The organism is Muricomes intestini (genome assembly GCF_004346165.1).
GTDB classification, from domain to species: domain Bacteria; phylum Bacillota; class Clostridia; order Lachnospirales; family Lachnospiraceae; genus Muricomes; species Muricomes intestini.
Map to the genome: position 1 here is coordinate 135,958 of NZ_SLZZ01000001.1, position 17,886 is coordinate 153,843.

A 17,886-nucleotide genomic window follows, 5' to 3' on the forward strand; every position below is an offset into this window, starting at 1 on the left:
AATATAGTAAAAGAAGCTAAGAATGAAAACTCTTAACTTCTTTTACTATTTGCAATTTGTTATAGCTTTTAATGCATCTTGAATATCTTTATAAACCAAGGATTGCATACTGCTCTTATAAATTTGAGGATTTGCTTTCCGTAAAGAATCACAAATATCTCTTGTTAAATCGGGTTTATGCTTAGCTATGGCAGGTAAAGATTTGATACACTGTCTTGCTGTAATCGGTTTAACATCCATAATGTGCTTAAGATAATTATCTATAATTTCATCTATTTTGTAGTCAGTATCCCATTTGGCATTAGCAGCAATTAAAAAGATACCTCTTGTTCGAATATAGGAATTCGGATCATCCAGCATAGCTGCAAATAAATCAAAATAAGGGTATACAGCATTCGAGTTCATACTTTCCAGCTCAAGCTGTTTTAAGCATTGATATGCATATTTATCGTTTTTGTCCCTTAGCCCGGAAACAAGTTCTTGAATGTTACCCATCACATTCACCACCTAATTGAAAATATAATTTAGAAAAAAGTATATTGTTTAATTATTATACCTTAATCCTTTATCAAAATGAACCAATTTTCACAAGCCGTCACAAATGTGGCGGCTTTCGCTATACCTAAAATCAAAAACAGAAAGGAAGAAACGCCGATGGCAAGAAAAAGAAAGCCCCTATCCCCTCCGCAGGAGGATACCAGAATCCAAGAGTTTCTGGATATGATCGCCCCCTCAGTGATCAAATTCAACACCGATCACTTCATCTGCGGCAATACCTACCGCTGCGTTTGGGCGCTTCGGGAATACCCCACCGCTACCGAGGAACAGGCAATCCTCCGCCACTTGGGAGAAAAGGATGGCGTTACCCTGCGCATCTATACCCGCCATGTTACCCCGGTGGAGGAAAAGAAAATCATTAGCAACGCCGTCAATAAGAACCGCCTGAGCAAATCCAACACTAACGATTTGCAGCAGACGGTCATGGCTGAAAGCAATCTGCAGGATGTGGCAACCATTGTGGCGCAGGCACATCGGAACCGGGAACCTTTTATCCACTCGGCTGTGTATATTGAGCTGTCTGCATACGATCTGGATCAGCTGAAGCTCCTCCAAACGGAAGTGATGACCGAGCTGATACGCTCCAAGCTCAACGTGGACAGGCTGATCCTCCGCCAGCAGCAGGGCTTCCAGTGCGTGATGCCCAGCGGATTTAATGTGTTTCGTGACCAGTTCGAGCGTGTTCTCCCGGCCTCCAGTGTGGCGAACCTCTATCCCTTTAATTATAGCGGTAAGACGGATGCCAACGGCTTCTATGTAGGGCGGGATAAATTCGGCAGCAATGTGCTGGTGGATTTCAACAAGCGAGCCGATGACAAAACCAACGCCAACATCCTGATTCTCGGCAACAGCGGTCAGGGCAAGTCTTATCTTCTCAAGCTCATCCTGTGCAATCTGCGGGAATCCGGCATGAATGTGTGTGCCCTTGATCCCGAAATGGAGTACGAGGATCTGACCAATAATCTTGGGGGCTGCTTCATCGACCTCATGTCCGGTGAATTCATCATCAATGTGTTGGAACCGAAAACATGGGATGAAAACGGCAGCACGGAGGATAAGGATGCGCCACAGACCTTCCGCATCAGCAGCAAGCTCAGTCAGCATATTTCCTTTCTCAAGGACTTTTTCCGTACCTACAAGGACTTTTCCGACCGGGAGATCGACACCATCGAAATCATGCTGCAGAAGCTGTACGCCAAGTTCGGCATCAGCGACAGCACGAAATTCGACCAGCTGACTGCCAAGGACTATCCCATCCTGTCCGACCTGTATGGGCTGATTGAAGAAGAATATAAGGGCTTTGACGAGAACAGCCGCCAGCTCTACACTGCAGAGCTGCTGCAGAATATCCTGCTGGGGCTGCACTCCATCTGCAAGGGTGCAGAAAGTAAATTTTTTGATGGACATACCAATATCACCGATTCCAGTTTTGTCACCTTTGGTGTGAAAGGACTATTGCAGGCTTCAAAGAGCCTGAAAAACGCCCTGCTGTTCAACATTTTGTCCTACATGAGCAACGAGCTTCTGACCAACGGCAACACCGCCGCCAGCATTGATGAGTTCTACCTGTTCCTCACTAATCTCACCGCCGTGGAATACGTCCGCAACTTTTCCAAGCGTGTGCGCAAAAAGGATTCGGCGGTTATCATTGCCTCGCAGAATCTGGAGGACTTCAACATCGAGGGCATCCGGGAATACACCAAGCCCTTGTTCAGCATTCCTACCCATCAGTTCCTGTTCAATGCCGGAAATATTGATGCCAAGTTTTATATTGACACCCTCCAGTTGGAGCAGAGTGAATACAACCTGATCCGTTACCCCCAGCGTGGTGTGTGTCTCTACAAATGCGGCAATGAGCGTTACAACCTGATGGTCAATGCTCCGGAGCATAAGGCGAAGTTGTTTGGAAAGGCGGGTGGCCGTTAATGGGAGGTGAAAGAAAAAATGGACATGAAAGCCCAGCGCTTCGGTATTGAAATCGAGCTGACCGGCATTACCCGCAAGGCTGCCGCCGACATTGCCGCCGCATACTTCGGCACATCGGCTGTGTATGACGGTACCTATTACGACACCTATGCCGCCATCGACTCCCAAGGGCGCAAGTGGAAATTCATGAGCGATGCCAGTATTACGCCGGAGAGAAAATCCGGCAGGCAGACCGTATCCGCATCGGATGAATACAAAACCGAGATGGTCAGCCCTATCTGCCGCTGGGAGGATATCGAAAAAGTGCAGGAGCTGGTACGAAAGCTCCGGGAGGCCGGTGCCATTTCCAACAGCTCCTGCGGCATCCATGTTCATGTGGATGCTTCTCCCTTTGATGCCAATACCCTGCGGAACATTACCAACATTATGGCCGCCAAGGAAGATTTGATTTATAAGGCGCTTCAGGTGTCGGTGGCCAGACAGCACCGCTGGTGCAAACCGGTGGATAATCGGTTTCTGGAGGAATTGAACCGCAGAAAACCCCGGACACTGGATCAGGTCGGTCGCATTTGGTACAACGGTGAAAGTCGCAGCAACATCCACTACGATGACAGCCGGTATCACTGCCTGAACCTGCACAGCGTGTTTCAGAAAGGTACGGTGGAGTTTCGCTTATTCAACGGAACCACCCATGCCGGGAAAATCAAAGCCTACATTCAGCTGTGCATGGCCATTTCCGCACAGGCGCTCAATCAGCGCTGTGCCAGCCGAACCAAGACGCAGACCACCAATGAAAAATATACCTTTCGCACTTGGCTGCTGCGTTTGGGGCTGATTGGGGATGAATTCAAGACCGCCCGTGAGCATCTACTGAAGAATTTGGACGGCTGCATTGCTTGGCGTGATCCGGCACAGGCAGAAAAACAAAAGGAACGGATGCGGCAGAAAAAAGAAAAAGAACTGGAACAGGCACGGCAGGCAGTCCAAGAAGAACAGCCGACTGCTCCCGAACCAACAGAAGCCGAGGCAGAAGATGCCCCGGCTTTTACTAGTATGACGGGCATGCCGTCAGTCTGCGGTGAAAGTCCGCAAGGGGCGTAGTTGCCGACGAACCCCGGAGCGACTCCCAAGGTTTGCATCGCGAGGTGTAGGCGAGAAGAAGGGATAGCGAAATCGTAGCCTGACGAACAGAAACCTGATATAAGGCGTACATGGCGGATAAGCTGGCTAGAGGCAGCGAAGTCCAAAAGGCAACCGTAACCCATGTGCGTAAATCAGACAGGTAGACGAGGAAAGACTGGAAGGCTTATCCCGTGAGGTCTCATGGGCGGTCTCATTAGCCGTAGTAACAACGAACCATGAGAAGTCAGCAGAGGCCATAGTAGGCGACAGCCGAAGGGCTGAACAATGTAACCGTGTAATCAAATGTATGCTTCATGGAATACCTGACAGCAGGAATGGCGAAACGTAGACGAGCAGGTACTGCATAACTTAGGGCGAATCCATGAAAACGGAAAGGAGAAAGCACACAAAGCAATGTCAGAACTGTTAGAAAAGATACTATCCAAAAAGAACATGAACGCCGCCTACAAGAAAATCTGCGCCAATAAAGGTGCAGGCGGTGTAGATGATGTGACGGTTGAAGAACTCGGCGATTATATCAAAGAAAACTGGGAAAGTATCAGGGAGCAAATCAGGCGGAGGGAATACAAGCCCCAGCCAGTCAGGAGGGTAGAGATACCCAAGCCGGACGGAGGAGTGAGAAAACTCGGAATCCCAACCGTAATGGACAGGGTAATCCAGCAGGGCATAGTGCAGATAATAAGCCCTATGTGTGAGCCATTGTTTTCGGAATGGAGCTATGGCTTCAGACCGAACAGAAGCTGCGAAATGGCTGTCAGGCAGTTGCTTATGTACCTGAATGAGGGATATGAGTGGATAGTGGATATCGACCTGGAGAAATTTTTCGATAACGTACCGCAGGACAGGCTTATGAGCCTTGTCCACGACATTATCAACGACGGTGATACGGAATCGCTTATCCGCAAATACCTGAAAGCAGGAGTCATGACGCCGCAGGGATATAAAGAAACAAAGCTCGGCACACCGCAGGGCGGCAACCTGTCACCGCTTTTGTCAAACATCATGCTGAATGAACTGGACAAAGAGCTGGAGGCAAGAGGGCTTCGCTTCACAAGATATGCAGATGACTGTGTGATAGCAGTAAGAAGCGAATCGAGTGCTAAGAGAGTCATGCGGACAGTGACGGACTGGATTCAGAGGAAACTGGGATTAAAGGTCAACATGACAAAAACCCATATCACAAGACCGCAGAAGCTGAAATATCTTGGATTCGGATTCTACAAGGACAGCAAGGCAAAAGAATGGAAATGCAGACCACATCAGGATTCCGTGAAGAAATTCAAGAGAAAGCTGAAAGAACTGACTTGTAGGAAAATGCCTGGAACAGTCACAGGCAAGATTGTGAAAATCAATCAGGTGACAAGAGGGTGGGTAAACTACTATGCCCTCGGCTCCATGAAAACAGCAATGACAGAGATTGACGCACACTTAAGAACGAGACTTAGAATCATTATCTGGAAGCAGTGGAAAGCGCCGAAGAAACGACAGTGGGGATTGCAGAAGCTTGGGATTGATAAAGACCTCGCACGGCTAACAGCGTACTGTGGTGACCGATATTACTGGGTCGCAACCAAAACCTGTGTTAACAGAGCAATTTCCAAAAAGGTATTAACAAAAGCAGGACTTGTAAGCTGTCTTGACTATTATAATGAGCGTCATGCTTTGAAGTTATGTTGAACCGCCGTATGCCGAACGGCATGTACGGTGGTGTGAGAGGGGAGAAAAAAATCTCCCCTACTCGATTGCGTATGTGAATATAAGGAGAAAAATATGACAAAGAACCGCTTATATATTGCCTATGGTAGCAACCTGAATCTGCCACAGATGGCATTCCGCTGCCCCACCGCTGAGGTGGTGGGAACAAGCGAGGTCAAAGGATATGAGCTGTTGTTCCGTGGCGGCAGGCGTGGTGCTGTAGCTACCATTGAACCACTGGAGGGCAGCTCTGTGCCTGTTCTTTTATGGAAGATTAGGCCGCAGGATGAACTTTTCCTCGACCGTTACGAGGGCTATCCGAATTTTTACCGCAAGGAAATGCTGGAGGTGGAGCTGAACGGCAAGCCGGTGAATGCGATGGTCTACATCATGAATGACGGCAGAGAGTTCGGCGCACCCTCGGATTTTTATCTCCACACCATCGCCGAGGGCTACGAAACCGCAGGCTTTGATACGGATTTTCTGGATCAGGCGGTGGAGAAATCCATCCGGCTGGCACAGGAGCAGCAGGCTGAGGAGGATGCACAGTTCAGCCTTTGGGAACAGAAATGGTGGTGATCCCTCATGGCAGACCCGGCAACCATTACCCTTGCATTGAAAGCGGCAATCGCCGCCGCAACCGACAAACGGACATGGAAAGCGGTCGGTGTGGTCATCGCCGCCATTCTTACCCCGTTTATTTTAATTATCGTCATGATTATGAGCCTGCTGTCTGCTACTGCAGAACACAACAATTCCGCTGTGGATCTCACCTTTCACGGAGGCAATATCACCTCGCAGATGCCAGCCGACTACAGAAATTACATCGAGGATATGCGGGGCAGCTTCTCCGATTTGGACAGTGCTGTGTCGGAGATTACGCCTATGGTGGTAAGCGGCAGCATCGACAGCGCCCGCATGAAAGCTATTTTTTACTCTCTGTTTTTCGGCGCTGAAAACCTGAGAATGAACGCCGCCGACTACCGAGCCTTTGCGGATTGCTTTGTTCGGTACGAGGAACGCACCCGCACTGTCACCGATGCGGATGGTAATGAAACAGAGGAAACCTACACCGTGGCAATCTCCATTTCAGATCTGAATGAGATATATGGAAATCTTGAAAGCTCGCTTGGCAGAACCATCACAGAGGAAAACAAGGTGAATGCAGCGCAAATTTACAGCCGTGTGCTTTATGGTCACGGCCTGCCGAGAGATGGAAGCATCGGCGAGGATGAATGGTCTGGCGGTGTGTTTGACGGTGAGATTTACACCGGGGGCGGCGACTTTGCCAGCCCCTTAGGAGCTAACTGGCGCAGCATGGTCACCTCGGAATTCGGCTGGAGGCCGAATCCTTTCGGCGGCGGCGGTGGCGAGGGTCACTCCGGACTGGATATGGGCGCACCCAAAGGCACACCCATACAGGCTGCCCGTACCGGCGTGGTCAGCTATGTGAAAAACTCCGGCAGTAGCAGCTACGGCTATCATCTGGCCATCGACCACGGCGACGGCATGGTCACTTTATACGCTCACTGCTCCAAGGTATATGTTCGCTCCGGGCAGACGGTGCAACAGGGCGATGTGATTGCTGCCGTAGGCAGTACCGGAAGAAGCACCGGAAACCACCTTCATCTGGAGGTGCGCATCGGCGGTAAGAAAGTAAACCCAAGACAGTTTTTGCCGTAAAGGAGGCGGCGTAATATGAAAGCAATCTTTGAACGCAAACCCTCAGATTTTGATCTGCGCAGCTTTGAAGTATCGAAAACCCTCCGGCTTCCCGCAGAAGTCTTTGAGGATGTCCTCAAAAATCCCATACGGGATTATACCTTTATTCAGGAAAATATAGAGCAGATGCACTGCGACAGCAGCGGCGTGTATCACTGCCTGCTGCTCACCGGCGAGGGCAGAAATGACGGACTGCTGGTGGAATCGGAGGGCTACGGCTACTGTCGATATGCCTCCTATGTTCCCAATATTTCCGCTCTGACCTCCTCGGCATTGCAGCGTCTCAACGAACTGATGACAATCACAGCGGATTACATCGTGACAACTGGGACTCAGAATACGACCGAGGGAAACTGGATTATAGGCTTTGATGAGCTGGCACAGCAAACCGGCTTCAAGCATGATTTTAATAATATGGACACCCTGCTGGATATGCTCCATGAGCGAGAGGAAGTAGCCAATGTTGAGTTAGGTGATAGTAGCATTGACGTGTGCTATTACCTCAATTTCTGTCCGCAGTACGGCGGTCATCCGGATGAATCGGAGCCGGAGCAGCTGCTGGAAGAACCCTCAACGATCAGCAAACTGAAAGATATTCTCCACATCCGTTGGGAGGATATTCATCTGCTGCACAAGGATGTGGAAGTGCAGCCCGCCACCATTGTGGAGCTTGATGAGCATACTCTGACCGATGCTGGAAAAGAGGCATGGGCTGATGTTTTGGATGCCGAGGTGATCAAGGTTTACAACGGCTACTACGGTTTGCAGATGGATCTGGACAAGGTGAAACCCCGCCGCTTGGAGGAATTCTCGTCCATGCTTGCCGGATACTGCCCGGTATCAGATTATGAAACATGGGTCACTCAAGAGGACGATGCACCCCCTCAGTCACCCGAAATGAAATTATGAAATGGAGGAAAGTACAATGAAAAAAGCAACCTTGACTGTCAGCTTTGACAGCGACAAACTGGATGCCCTGACCTATCACATGGGTAAAAAGGATACGGATTTGCAGACGGAGCTGGAGGATACCGTCCAGAAGCTCTATGAAAAGCACGTTCCGCAGGCCACCCGTGAATACATTGATGACAAGCTCTCCCGTGAGGCCGCTGCCAAACCCAAGCCCAAAAGACCGGTTCGCCCTGCTGTGGCAGGTGGTTCTGACAACAGGCTGGCGTAGGCAGGAACGCTGTCCGCGCGCGTGGGCGGCTGTGTTGCCCTGTGTGGCCTTTTGGCAGACAGGGTGGCATCCTGATACCTATCGACAGCTGTCACCCCACGTTGCGCCCGTGTGGAGAGAATGTAAGAAAGCCCCGGATGAAGCGATGAACCCTCAGAATGAGGGCGTTCCGGTAGGGTCGAAAGTTGTGCAGGTTAAAGGGTTTATGCTGCTTTGGCAGCATAAACCCGGAAAACACCGACCGGCAAAGCCGTTCGGGGATTGCAAAGTGACATAACTTTCCGCCCAGACCTCCGATTTGTTATGCTGTGTTCAGAAAAAAGCAAGGGAAACCGGGCATTTGCGGGGCTTACTCTGCATACCGGGGCAAAAACCACAGAGAAAAGGAGGCATTATGGCAAAGGAACCGAAAAAAGTCCGCACCGGCTTTTATATTGAAAAGGAAGTGCTGGATCGATGCGATGAGCTACTGGAGCAGGCCAATGTGAAATCCCGAAATGAATTCGTCACCGAGGCGCTGAAGTTTTATTGTGGGTATCTCACCTCGAAAAAAATTGAAAACTATCTGCTGCAAAGCCTATCCTCCGTCCTCACCGGCACAATCCGGGACACGGAAAACCGTCTGGCCAGAATGGATTTCAAAATAGCCACAGAGCTGTCCAAGCTCTCTCATGTGGTGGCATATACTCACGCCGTTGACGAGCATGCGCTCCAAAGCCTACACTTAAAATGTGTGGAAGAAGTAAAAAGGATCAACGGTGCGGTTGATTTCGAGGATGCATATAACTACCAAAAGCGGCGAACCTAAAATGATAGGAATTATTTGTTTCTTTTGGGTATGGACTATGGAAATACATTCGTTTATGGTGTGTTGCGAAAGGAGGTAAAAGTGCAATGGAGAAAAATGAAATCTTTGAAACAGCTATCCGTGAACTGACGGAAGCTACAATCAGCAAACGCAAGGAAACCCTCAATGACAGCGAACAGCAGCTCTATGCTGAGGTGATGGCTCTCAGCTCTCAAGCTCGTGAGATTGTCAAAACGCTACCGGCGGATCAGCAGAAAATTCTCACCGATTATTTTCAGAAAACCAATTTGATTGCCGACCATGAGTGCCAGCACCTCTATGTGCAGGGTGCAAAAGACTGCGTGGAGCTGTTGAAAAAGCTGGGTGTACTGTAAGGAACATAGGTGGGCGGCCTCTGCGTAAGCAGGGGCTGTTTTACATAGACAAAACTGTTTAATGATTTCTTTAGGATTAAATGATATAATATCTTATAAAAAAACATAAATTCAACAAAAAAGATAAACAGGAATTTGAACGGAGGGATTACATGGTAAGTAAAACTGATGCCATTGAGATAATAACATACGCTGAAGAAAATGGAATTAACATATGGATTGATGGCGGTTGGGGAGTAGATGCATTATTAGAAGAAGAAACAAGAGCACACAACGACATTGATATATTTGTGGAAGAAAGTAATAGTAAAAAGTTTGTTGAGATATTAAAAGAAAAAGCTTTTGTTGAAGTTACAGAAGCATATACCACCACATCTCACACGGTTTGGAAGGATACTAAAGATAGGATAATTGACCTTCATATATTTAAGTTCAACGAACAAGGATACATTGTTTTTGAAGGAGAAGCATATCCTCCAAAAGTATTTAGTGGTATTGGGAAAATAGGCGATAAAATGGTCAGATGTATTGATGCTGAAAATCAAGTGTTATTTCATCTGGGCTATGAGCATGATGAAAATGATATACATGATGTAAAACTATTGTGCGAGAGATTTAATATTCCTGTTCCGAGTGAATACAAGTAACTGACAAATCCCAATTTGTCGAATATCTAACATAATTGTTTTCAATCCTAAGAGCGATCATTTACCACGTGGTCGCTCTTTTCTTTTGCCCAAAATAGAAAGGAGGTCTCCATGCCGAAAATCATATTTACCTCGCAATATATGCGGGATGCACCGCCAGCCCAGCTCGAAAATTATGTGAAGTACATCGGAACCCGTGAGGGTGTAGAAAAAATTGACGAGAGCAAGCTGCTGCTACCGGCGACGGTCAAACAGCGGCAACTCATCGGGCAGCTAATCCGGGATATTCCTACTGCCAAGGATATGCTGGAATATGCCGACTACTGCGAAAGCCCCACCATCGGCAACGCTACCGAGTTTATCTCCCTGGCATTGGAGCAGAACCTCAACCTCATTGGCAAGCGGGAAAATTATGTGGAGTACATCGCAGGCCGCCCCCGTGTGGAGCGCATCGGCGAACATGGTTTGTTCACCGATGCGGGAGTGCCGGTGGTGCTGGCGCAGGTGCAGGAGGATGTGTGCCAGCACAAGGGCGCTGTCTGGACTCATGTCATCAGCCTGCGCAGGGAGGATGCTGCAAGGATCGGATACGATAGCGGCAGGCAGTGGCAGGATTTACTGCGCAGCAAAAAAGCCATGCTCTGCAAGCATATGAAAATAGACAGCGAGAACCTCCGCTGGTACGCTGCCTTTCATAATGAAAGCCACCATCCTCATGTGCATCTCATGGTTTACTCCTCCAAGGACAATGATGGCTTTCTCACCGAGCCTGCCATTGAAGCCATGCGCTCTGAACTGGCGCATGATATTTTCCGTCAGGACTTTGCCCATATTTATGAACATCAGAACGAAGCCCGCAGCCAGCTCAAGCAGGGTGCTGCCGATGTGCTGGCCGAGCTGCTTTCACAGGTGCAGGATTGTGTCTGCGAAAACAAAGCCATCGAAGCGGATCTGCTGTTGTTATCAAAACGGCTTCAAAACACAGGCGGCAAAAAGGTGTACGGATACCTCAAGGCAGATGTGAAAGCTATTATTGATCGCATTGTAGATGAGCTTGCCAAGGAGGAACGGATCGATAAGCTATATCGAGCATGGAACGATTGGCAAAATGAAATCCTCAAGACTTACACCAACAAGCTGCCGACCCTTCCTCCACTCTCGCAGCAGAAACAATTTAAGAGCATTAAAAACATGGTGATCGCCGAAGCGTTAAAGCTGGGTGGTCACCATTTTTCATTTGAGGATGAAGATGCACCGGAACCGGAGCTTACAGAGCCTGCAGATGATGAGCCTGAGGAAGCCTTCATGGAGCCTGACGATGTGATCTTTCGTGCCGAGTGGAGCGAGCAATACAAGCAGGCGAGGAAATATCTCTACGGCAGCGAGGATGTGTCACAGGATTTTGATAAGGCATACAACCTGTTCCTGCTGGAAGCGCAATCCGGCAATGCTCTTGCCATGCATGATCTCGGCAGAATGTTCGCCGATGGCTTAGGCCGTGAGATTGATCTGCAGGCCGCTCACGAATGGTATGAAAAAGCGCTGGCTGCCTTTTTATCCGCAGAAAAAGAAAAGCCCAAACCCTATCTGGAATACCGCATCGGCAAGATGTATGCCGCCGGTCTCGGAACTGAACAGGACTATGGACAGGCGGCCTCATGGTTTCAACAGGCGGTGGAGAAAAATCATAAATACGCCCAATATTCCCTTGGCAGTCTTTACTATCGTGGGCAAGGTGTGTTACAGGATTATGCACAGGCGCTCCGGCTCTATACCCTGTCCGCCGATCAGGGCAACCCCTATGCAGATTATGAACTTGCTAAAATGTACCGTGACGGTGTCGGCACATCGGTAGATGCCGCTGCTTCCAATAAGCATTTCAAAGCCGCCTTTTCCGGGTTTTATCGTCTGGAAAAGGATAGCCATGATGATAAGCTGCAATACCGCCTCGGTCAGATGCTTTATACCGGAACCGGTACAGAAAAGGATGCACAAGCTGCAGTTTCCTATCTGGAGAAATCGGCGCAGCTTGGAAATGTGAACGCTCAATATCTGCTGGGGAAGGTGTGTCTGGAAACCGACATCGGAAACCCTGCACAGGCCATAGCGTGGATGACCAAAGCCGCAGAGACCGGAAACGCCGGAGCGCAGTATGCTCTCGGAAAGCTGTACCGGGATGGCACTCATGTGGAGAAAGATATTCCAAAAGCGGTGGCGATGTTTACTGCTGCCGCAGAACAGAAAAATGAGTACGCCGCCTATCAGCTTGGCAAGCTCTATCTTCTTGGTGAAGATGTTCCCAAGGATATGGGAGCCGCCATCCGCTGGCTTATCGCTTCCGCTGAACAGGGAAACCAGTTTGCACAGTATGCCCTTGGCAAGCTGTATTTTTATGATGGGGATGTTCTCCGTGATAAGGAAAAGAGTCTTTACTGGCTGAGGCTGTCTGCGGCGCAGGGCAATGTTTATGCGCAGTATCTGATTGACAACATCAACAGCTATCGCAATCCATCGGTGCTACTGGCCGCCACCCGGCTGATGCATCGGCTGGAAAATCTGTTCTGGGAGGATTACCGTAGAACCGTAGGAATCACAGCCGGTCATATCGACCGCAAGCGCAGACGGAAGCTGCAGGAGAAAAAGCAGGCGCAGGGTCACAAGCGTGACGATCATGAGCCGCAGCAAATTCATTTATGATGGGAGGTTTTTTTGTGTCAGGCTATATCTATTTTACAGGTGAGCAAAAGGAACGAGCCAACTCCGTGGATCTGGTGGACTTTCTCCAGAGGCAGGGTGAAAAACTCCTGCCCTCCGGCAGAGATAAACGGCTGGCCAGAGATCGTAGTATTACTGTCCGTGGAAACCGCTGGTACGATCACTCCGCTCAGGAGGGTAGCTATGCTATCGATCTTGTCAAACGGCTATACAACCTATCTTTTCCGGAGGCGGTCAGCCTGCTGCTGGGTGGTGAGCAAGGTGTGGAATACCGGCAGCACAGCAAAAGCAGTGAGTCAGAACAGCGAAAGCCGTTCGTTTTGCCGCTAGCGCATACCGATATGCGCCGGGTATTTGCTTATCTCATCAAGCAGCGCTGCATCAGCCGGGAGGTGCTGTCTGAGTTTGCCAGAGAAAGGCTGCTGTTTGAGGATGCCGAATACCACAATGCCGTGTTTGTGGGCTTCGATGAAAAAGGCATTGCCCGTCATGCCCATAAGAAAAGTACGGCGACCGGCAGCAGCTTTCGCATCAATGTAGAGGGCAGCAATCCGGTCTACAGTTTTCATTATATTTCTAAAAATCCCTATCCCCATACGCTGTTTGTTTTTGAAGCGCCAATTGATTTGCTGTCATACATCAGCCTACATCCGCAGAACTGGAAGAATGCCAGCTATGTGGCGTTAAACGGTGTGTCGGAACAGCCTATCCTGAATCTGCTGAAGTTGTATCCGCAACTTGACCATGTGATTCTATGTCTCGATCATGATGCGGCAGGTATTGAGGCTACTGAGCGCATCTATGATATTTTAATGGAACATGGGCAGTTTGCAGTAGGTCAGGCGCAATCCAAATATAAAGACTGGAATGAGGATTTGAAAGCACAGCACGGTTTCACACCCATTCCTGCTGAGGAACATCCGCAACTGTTACTTCGTGATGAGCTATGTGAAGAAATTAGTAAATTCACATGGGAATATCAAGGTACCGACTGCTCCGTTGATGTGTTTCGGAAAACACTGCAAAACTGCCGAGGCAATCCACAGCAGAGGAAAAATGCACTGGTGGAACTGGCTGGTCTCTCTGTGCTGGCTGCTGCCAAGGAATACAAGCGCATCAGTTACTGCCGGGATTTGTCTACAGTGGAAAGCAGATTAAAATACAGCTTCAAAGCCTATCAAAACCGTGGCAGGCTGGAAAACAAACTAAGCGACATTGGAAACTTTCTGATGCCGCTTTTTTCATGCTCCCAAATAGAAACACAGAGCGAAAAGAAAAGCCGTGGGGAGAGTTTCGAGCAGCTGGCGTCCGAATGCTTAAAGGGCGCTGTCCTTGCGGAGCTTTCCATTCAGAAGGCGGCAGAAAAGAAACAAAAGCAAGGCGGCTTGTGCTTATCATAGCCGCCTATCGGAAAGGAATTCTCTATGCAGACAACACAAATTGTAACCTTAATTGTAATTGGGCTGGGGATGTTTGCTGTCATCGGCTTCATTTCCCTGCTGGCACATTACTATACCTTAAACGGTATCAAATCCAAGACCGTAGGTGACGGTCAGCATGGTACCGCCCGTTTTGCCACAGAAAGTGAAATCAAACGGACATACGCCCATGTACCCTATAAGCCGGAGAAATGGCGGCGTGGGCAAAATCTGCCCGCCCTGCAGGGGCTTGTGGTGGGCTGCAAGCAGAAAGCAGGCGCTACCACTGCCTTGATTGATGACGGCGACATTCATTGCCTGATGATCGGTGCTGCCGGTGTAGGTAAAACCGCTAATTTTCTCTACCCCAACATCGAATACGCCTGTGCATCCGGCATGAGCTTCCTCTGCACCGATACCAAGGGGGATCTGTTCCGCAATTACGCAGGCATTGCAAAGGATTACTACGGCTACAAAATATCGGTGCTGGATCTGCGTAACCCCACCCGCTCGGATGGCGATAACATCCTGCAGCTGGTCAACCGCTATATGGATGCCTATATGGAAAATCCGGAGAACCTCGCTTTAAAAGCCAAGGCTGAGAAGTATGCCAAGATTACCGCCAAGACCATTATCTCCAGCAGCGGCGAGGACTCGGCAAGCTATGGACAAAATGCGTTTTTCTATGATGCCGCCGAGGGTTTATTGACATCAGTAATCTTACTGATTGCGGAATACTGCCCTCCGGAGAAACGGCACATCATATCGGTGTTTAAGATGATACAGGACTTGCTGGCTCCCTCGCCAGTGAAGAATAAAAGCCAGTTCCAGCTTCTGATGGATAAGCTTCCGTCTGACCATAAGGCGAAATGGTTTGCGGGAGCCGCATTGAATACCGCTGACCAAGCGATGGCTTCTGTACTGTCCACAGCTATGTCAAGGCTCAATGCGTTTCTGGATTCGGAAATGGAGCAAATCCTGTGCTTTGACAGCTCTCTTGATACGGAAACCTTCTGTAAAGAAAAGTGTGCCATCTTTATCGTACTGCCAGAGGAAGATAATACGAAATATTTTATGGTGTCGCTCTTCCTGCTGCAGCTCTACCGGGAGATGCTGACAGTCGCTGATGAATACGGCGGCAAGCTCCCCAACCGAGTGATGATATTCGCAGACGAAATCGGAACCATCCCTAAAATCCAGTCGATGGAGATGATGTTCTCCGCCGGCCGTTCCCGCCGCATCAGCATGGTACCCATCATCCAATCCTTTGCCCAGCTTGAGAAAAACTACAGCAAGGAGGGTTCCGCTATCATCATCGACAACTGTCAGGATATTCTGTTCGGCGGTTTTGCCCCCAACTCGGAAAGCGCCGATATTCTCTCTAAAGCCCTTGGCAATAAGACCGTTATGTCCGGTTCCATCAGCAGAGGGAAAAACGATCCAAGTCAGAGCCTGCAGATGATCCAGCGACCGCTGATGACACCGGATGAGCTGAAAACCCTGCCCAAAGGCAATTTTATTCTGGCCAAGACTGGCTGCTATCCCATGCGCACCAAGCTACCGTTGTTTCTTAAATGGGGCATCCGGTTTGAAAAGCCCTTTGAGATGGATGAACGAGCCGCCCGAAAGGTTCACTACGCTGACCGCTTCGAGCTGGAGCAGGAAATCCTCCAGCGAGGCTGTGCCTATGATGAGGATGCCTTTGCCGAGTTCCCAGAGCCACCCGGTGGCGACCGCAGCGGTGGATCTTTGCATACTCCAGTGCAGGAACATGAGCCGGAGCCTCCTGCCATGCCTCTACGTACCGATTAGGGGGTGTTCGTGATTGAGCTATCTTTCCTCTCTCTACGCTGAAAATGTCCCTCACCGTGCTGTGGTGGTGTACCGCTACCTGAAAGATCGGGCAAACAAGGACGGAACCTGTTATCCTTCCATAGGTACCATCGCCAATGACCTAAAGCTCTCACGCCGCACGGTGCAAAGAGCCATCGCTGACCTTGAAAAGACCGGGTACCTGCAAAAAGAACAGCGCTGGCGGGAAAACGGCGGAAAGAGTAGTTTACTGTTTACAGTGAAATGAAAAAACACATACCTTGCCACCAAGGGAGTAGTGCGCCCTGTTGGCGGCATATGGTATGTGTCATCATGACCTATGCAGTGAACCTTTCACTCTAAGGATTTCTTTAAACACAGAGAAAGAACAATATTGGGATAGAGATAACAATGACCATCCTTCCGAAAAGAAGATGGTCACTTACTTTGACTCCAGCATTGCTTTCGCCGTTGCGGTTATGATTTTAAGATCACGTTCATCGCATTGGGAGAGTAGCCGCATCAGCTGTTCTTTTTCATTCTCTGTATGTGGGTTTTTCGGGTAGAAAATATTGTCTGCAGGGATGTTCAGCACAAGAATGAGTTTACATAGCACCTCAAAGCTGGGCTGTTTATGTTCATTTTCCAGTGCCATGATATACCGACCCGTCACCCCGATCCGTTCGGCAAGCTCATCCTGTGTAAGATTGGCTGCTATTCTGGCCTGTTTGATGGTTGCTCCCAAATTATTTAGAATAATATTCACTTAACGTTCACCTCCTACACCATTTTACAGTTCGGGTAAAGAAAGCGGAACGTTTTGATAGTTCTCGTTTTATACGAACAATAATAGAATATTAACATTTTTATCTTGATTTTCTTCGTTTAAACGAATACAATAAGATATATCATGAAAGGATTTAAGAATATGGAATACATAACTGTTCGGGAAGCTGCCGAAAAATGGGATATTACAGAGCGCTGGGTGCAGAAACTCTGTGAAGAAAATAGAGTTAAGGGTGCAGTGCGGTTCAGCCGAGTATGGATGATACCAAAAAACGCGGAAAAGCCCTCTGATGGGCGGACGAAAGCGAATAAATAATAGGAGAATTATATATGGAATTTAACGAAAAACTACAACAGCTGCGGAAACAGAACGATATGACACAAGAACAGCTTGCGGAATTATTATATGTATCAAGAACAGCAATCTCGAAATGGGAAAACGGTAAAGGCTACCCAAATATAGAATCGCTAAAAAGTATATCAAAACTATTTTCGGTATCTATCGATGAATTGTTGTCCGGAGAAGAATTGATTACTCTTGCAGTTAACGAAAACCGTTCAAATATACATAAAATATTTGGTTTGATTAACGCCGCACTCGACTTGGCAGTTATTGCTTTTATTTTTTTACCGCTTTACGGCAAATCTGACGGTACATACATTCATTCTGTAAACCTTTTTTCATTTACAGACACAACACCAATAAATCTTGCAATTTATTGGGCTGTTTTTACTATCATTATCGTATTTGGTATCGCTCAGTTCATATTTAGCTACATTGAAAAAGAAAAATGGCAAGGACTTTCTGCTAAATTTTCATTTATAATTGAAGCATTTTCTATCTGTTTCTTTGCTGCAGCAAAAGAGCCTTACGTAACTGCACTTTTGTTTATACAATTTCTAATAAAAGTGTTGCTTTTGAAAAAAAGCGCCCAGATGAAGTAAAAAAGTTATAAACCCTTGAAAATAAGCCTTTGACACGAAAAGTGTCAGGGCTTTTTTCTGTTGTGATGATAGGTTTCTTGCCTCTTTCCGCATTTGACCGGATAATAAAATTGCAGTCTGGCATAGACAGCAATAAATAAAAAGAAGGGAAGATGTG

At 48.3% G+C, this 17,886-nt stretch carries 18 protein-coding genes; 16 read left to right on the forward strand and 2 right to left on the reverse strand.

What is annotated here, in order from left to right:
- Positions 1-45 precede the first annotated feature (45 nt).
- Positions 46-495, reverse strand: a complete 450-nt coding sequence (locus EDD59_RS00645; protein ID WP_128751608.1) for a SufBD protein — start codon at positions 493-495, stop codon at positions 46-48.
- Positions 496-654: 159 nt separating this feature from the next.
- Here EDD59_RS00645 and EDD59_RS00650 point away from each other — a divergent pair, with 159 nt between their 5' ends.
- The 14 genes from EDD59_RS00650 (at position 655) to EDD59_RS00720 (ending at position 16,266) form a co-directional block, all read left to right on the forward strand.
- Positions 655-2,484, forward strand: coding sequence for a VirB4 family type IV secretion system protein (locus EDD59_RS00650; RefSeq protein WP_132377901.1), 1,830 nt, complete (start codon positions 655-657; stop codon positions 2,482-2,484).
- 18 nt (positions 2,485-2,502) lie between these two features.
- A complete protein-coding gene (locus EDD59_RS00655; RefSeq protein ID WP_132377903.1) occupies positions 2,503-3,585 on the forward strand; it encodes an amidoligase family protein in 1,083 nt (360 codons plus the stop codon).
- Between the two features lie 435 nt (positions 3,586-4,020).
- On the forward strand, positions 4,021-5,304 hold the full coding sequence (gene ltrA / locus EDD59_RS00660) for a group II intron reverse transcriptase/maturase (protein WP_132377905.1): 1,284 nt from the start codon (positions 4,021-4,023) through the stop codon (positions 5,302-5,304).
- Positions 5,305-5,397: 93 nt separating this feature from the next.
- Positions 5,398-5,901 carry a gamma-glutamylcyclotransferase family protein gene (locus tag EDD59_RS00665; RefSeq protein WP_128751610.1) on the forward strand — a complete coding sequence of 168 codons (504 nt, stop codon included), beginning with the start codon at positions 5,398-5,400 and terminating at the stop codon, positions 5,899-5,901.
- A gap of 6 nt (positions 5,902-5,907) precedes the next feature.
- The gene (locus tag EDD59_RS00670; RefSeq protein ID WP_128751611.1) at positions 5,908-7,005 is read left to right on the forward strand and encodes a M23 family metallopeptidase; all 1,098 of its coding nucleotides are present in this window, start codon (positions 5,908-5,910) and stop codon (positions 7,003-7,005) included.
- A gap of 15 nt (positions 7,006-7,020) precedes the next feature.
- Positions 7,021-7,953, forward strand: coding sequence for a DUF6329 domain-containing protein (locus tag EDD59_RS00675; RefSeq protein WP_128751612.1), 933 nt, complete (start codon positions 7,021-7,023; stop codon positions 7,951-7,953).
- Positions 7,954-7,969: 16 nt separating this feature from the next.
- Entirely contained in the window at positions 7,970-8,224 is a 255-nt protein-coding gene (locus EDD59_RS00680; protein ID WP_128751613.1) for a DUF6103 family protein, read from the forward strand.
- Between the two features lie 394 nt (positions 8,225-8,618).
- Complete coding sequence (locus EDD59_RS00690) at positions 8,619-9,032, forward strand: ribbon-helix-helix domain-containing protein (RefSeq protein WP_128751614.1); 414 nt, start codon at positions 8,619-8,621, stop codon at positions 9,030-9,032.
- An 86-nt stretch (positions 9,033-9,118) separates the two neighbouring features.
- Positions 9,119-9,406, forward strand: a complete 288-nt coding sequence (locus tag EDD59_RS00695; RefSeq protein ID WP_128751615.1) for a DUF6664 family protein — start codon at positions 9,119-9,121, stop codon at positions 9,404-9,406.
- 152 nt (positions 9,407-9,558) lie between these two features.
- Positions 9,559-10,053, forward strand: coding sequence for a nucleotidyltransferase domain-containing protein (locus EDD59_RS00700; RefSeq protein WP_132377909.1), 495 nt, complete (start codon positions 9,559-9,561; stop codon positions 10,051-10,053).
- Between the two features lie 111 nt (positions 10,054-10,164).
- Positions 10,165-12,750 (forward strand): MobP3 family relaxase, encoded by a 2,586-nt coding sequence (gene mobP3, locus EDD59_RS00705; protein ID WP_132377911.1) that lies wholly within the window; start codon positions 10,165-10,167, stop codon positions 12,748-12,750.
- Between the two features lie 14 nt (positions 12,751-12,764).
- Positions 12,765-14,168: a DUF3991 and toprim domain-containing protein gene (locus EDD59_RS18710; protein WP_128751618.1), complete on the forward strand. Its 1,404-nt coding sequence runs from the start codon at positions 12,765-12,767 to the stop codon at positions 14,166-14,168.
- Between the two features lie 24 nt (positions 14,169-14,192).
- On the forward strand, positions 14,193-15,998 hold the full coding sequence (locus EDD59_RS00715; RefSeq protein WP_206172760.1) for a VirD4-like conjugal transfer protein, CD1115 family: 1,806 nt from the start codon (positions 14,193-14,195) through the stop codon (positions 15,996-15,998).
- Between the two features lie 13 nt (positions 15,999-16,011).
- The gene (locus EDD59_RS00720) at positions 16,012-16,266 is read left to right on the forward strand and encodes a helix-turn-helix domain-containing protein (RefSeq protein ID WP_128751619.1); all 255 of its coding nucleotides are present in this window, start codon (positions 16,012-16,014) and stop codon (positions 16,264-16,266) included.
- Positions 16,267-16,440: 174 nt separating this feature from the next.
- Here the strand turns inward: EDD59_RS00720 and EDD59_RS00725 are convergent, their stop codons facing one another.
- The gene (locus EDD59_RS00725) at positions 16,441-16,764 is read right to left on the reverse strand and encodes a helix-turn-helix domain-containing protein (protein ID WP_128751620.1); all 324 of its coding nucleotides are present in this window, start codon (positions 16,762-16,764) and stop codon (positions 16,441-16,443) included.
- A gap of 162 nt (positions 16,765-16,926) precedes the next feature.
- On the opposite strand from EDD59_RS00725, the gene EDD59_RS00730 reads away from it, so the two are divergent.
- Both EDD59_RS00730 and EDD59_RS00735 read left to right on the forward strand, forming a co-directional pair.
- Complete coding sequence (locus EDD59_RS00730; protein ID WP_128751621.1) at positions 16,927-17,100, forward strand: DNA-binding protein; 174 nt, start codon at positions 16,927-16,929, stop codon at positions 17,098-17,100.
- 14 nt (positions 17,101-17,114) lie between these two features.
- Positions 17,115-17,729 carry a helix-turn-helix domain-containing protein gene (locus tag EDD59_RS00735; RefSeq protein WP_128751622.1) on the forward strand — a complete coding sequence of 205 codons (615 nt, stop codon included), beginning with the start codon at positions 17,115-17,117 and terminating at the stop codon, positions 17,727-17,729.
- Positions 17,730-17,886: the final 157 nt, after the last annotated feature.

Bases quoted from the DNA above. Each gene is read 5' to 3' on its own strand.
- EDD59_RS00645 (WP_128751608.1), bottom strand. From the start codon at position 495: ATGGGTAACATTCAAGAACTTGTTTCCGGGCTAAGGGACAAAAACGAT.
- EDD59_RS00650 (WP_132377901.1), top strand. From the start codon at position 655: ATGGCAAGAAAAAGAAAGCCCCTATCCCCTCCGCAGGAGGATACCAGA.
- EDD59_RS00655 (WP_132377903.1), top strand. From the start codon at position 2,503: ATGGACATGAAAGCCCAGCGCTTCGGTATTGAAATCGAGCTGACCGGC.
- ltrA (WP_132377905.1), top strand. From the start codon at position 4,021: ATGTCAGAACTGTTAGAAAAGATACTATCCAAAAAGAACATGAACGCC.
- EDD59_RS00665 (WP_128751610.1), top strand. From the start codon at position 5,398: ATGACAAAGAACCGCTTATATATTGCCTATGGTAGCAACCTGAATCTG.
- EDD59_RS00670 (WP_128751611.1), top strand. From the start codon at position 5,908: ATGGCAGACCCGGCAACCATTACCCTTGCATTGAAAGCGGCAATCGCC.
- EDD59_RS00675 (WP_128751612.1), top strand. From the start codon at position 7,021: ATGAAAGCAATCTTTGAACGCAAACCCTCAGATTTTGATCTGCGCAGC.
- EDD59_RS00680 (WP_128751613.1), top strand. From the start codon at position 7,970: ATGAAAAAAGCAACCTTGACTGTCAGCTTTGACAGCGACAAACTGGAT.
- EDD59_RS00690 (WP_128751614.1), top strand. From the start codon at position 8,619: ATGGCAAAGGAACCGAAAAAAGTCCGCACCGGCTTTTATATTGAAAAG.
- EDD59_RS00695 (WP_128751615.1), top strand. From the start codon at position 9,119: ATGGAGAAAAATGAAATCTTTGAAACAGCTATCCGTGAACTGACGGAA.
- EDD59_RS00700 (WP_132377909.1), top strand. From the start codon at position 9,559: ATGGTAAGTAAAACTGATGCCATTGAGATAATAACATACGCTGAAGAA.
- mobP3 (WP_132377911.1), top strand. From the start codon at position 10,165: ATGCCGAAAATCATATTTACCTCGCAATATATGCGGGATGCACCGCCA.
- EDD59_RS00715 (WP_206172760.1), top strand. From the start codon at position 14,193: ATGCAGACAACACAAATTGTAACCTTAATTGTAATTGGGCTGGGGATG.
- EDD59_RS00730 (WP_128751621.1), top strand. From the start codon at position 16,927: ATGGAATACATAACTGTTCGGGAAGCTGCCGAAAAATGGGATATTACA.
- EDD59_RS00735 (WP_128751622.1), top strand. From the start codon at position 17,115: ATGGAATTTAACGAAAAACTACAACAGCTGCGGAAACAGAACGATATG.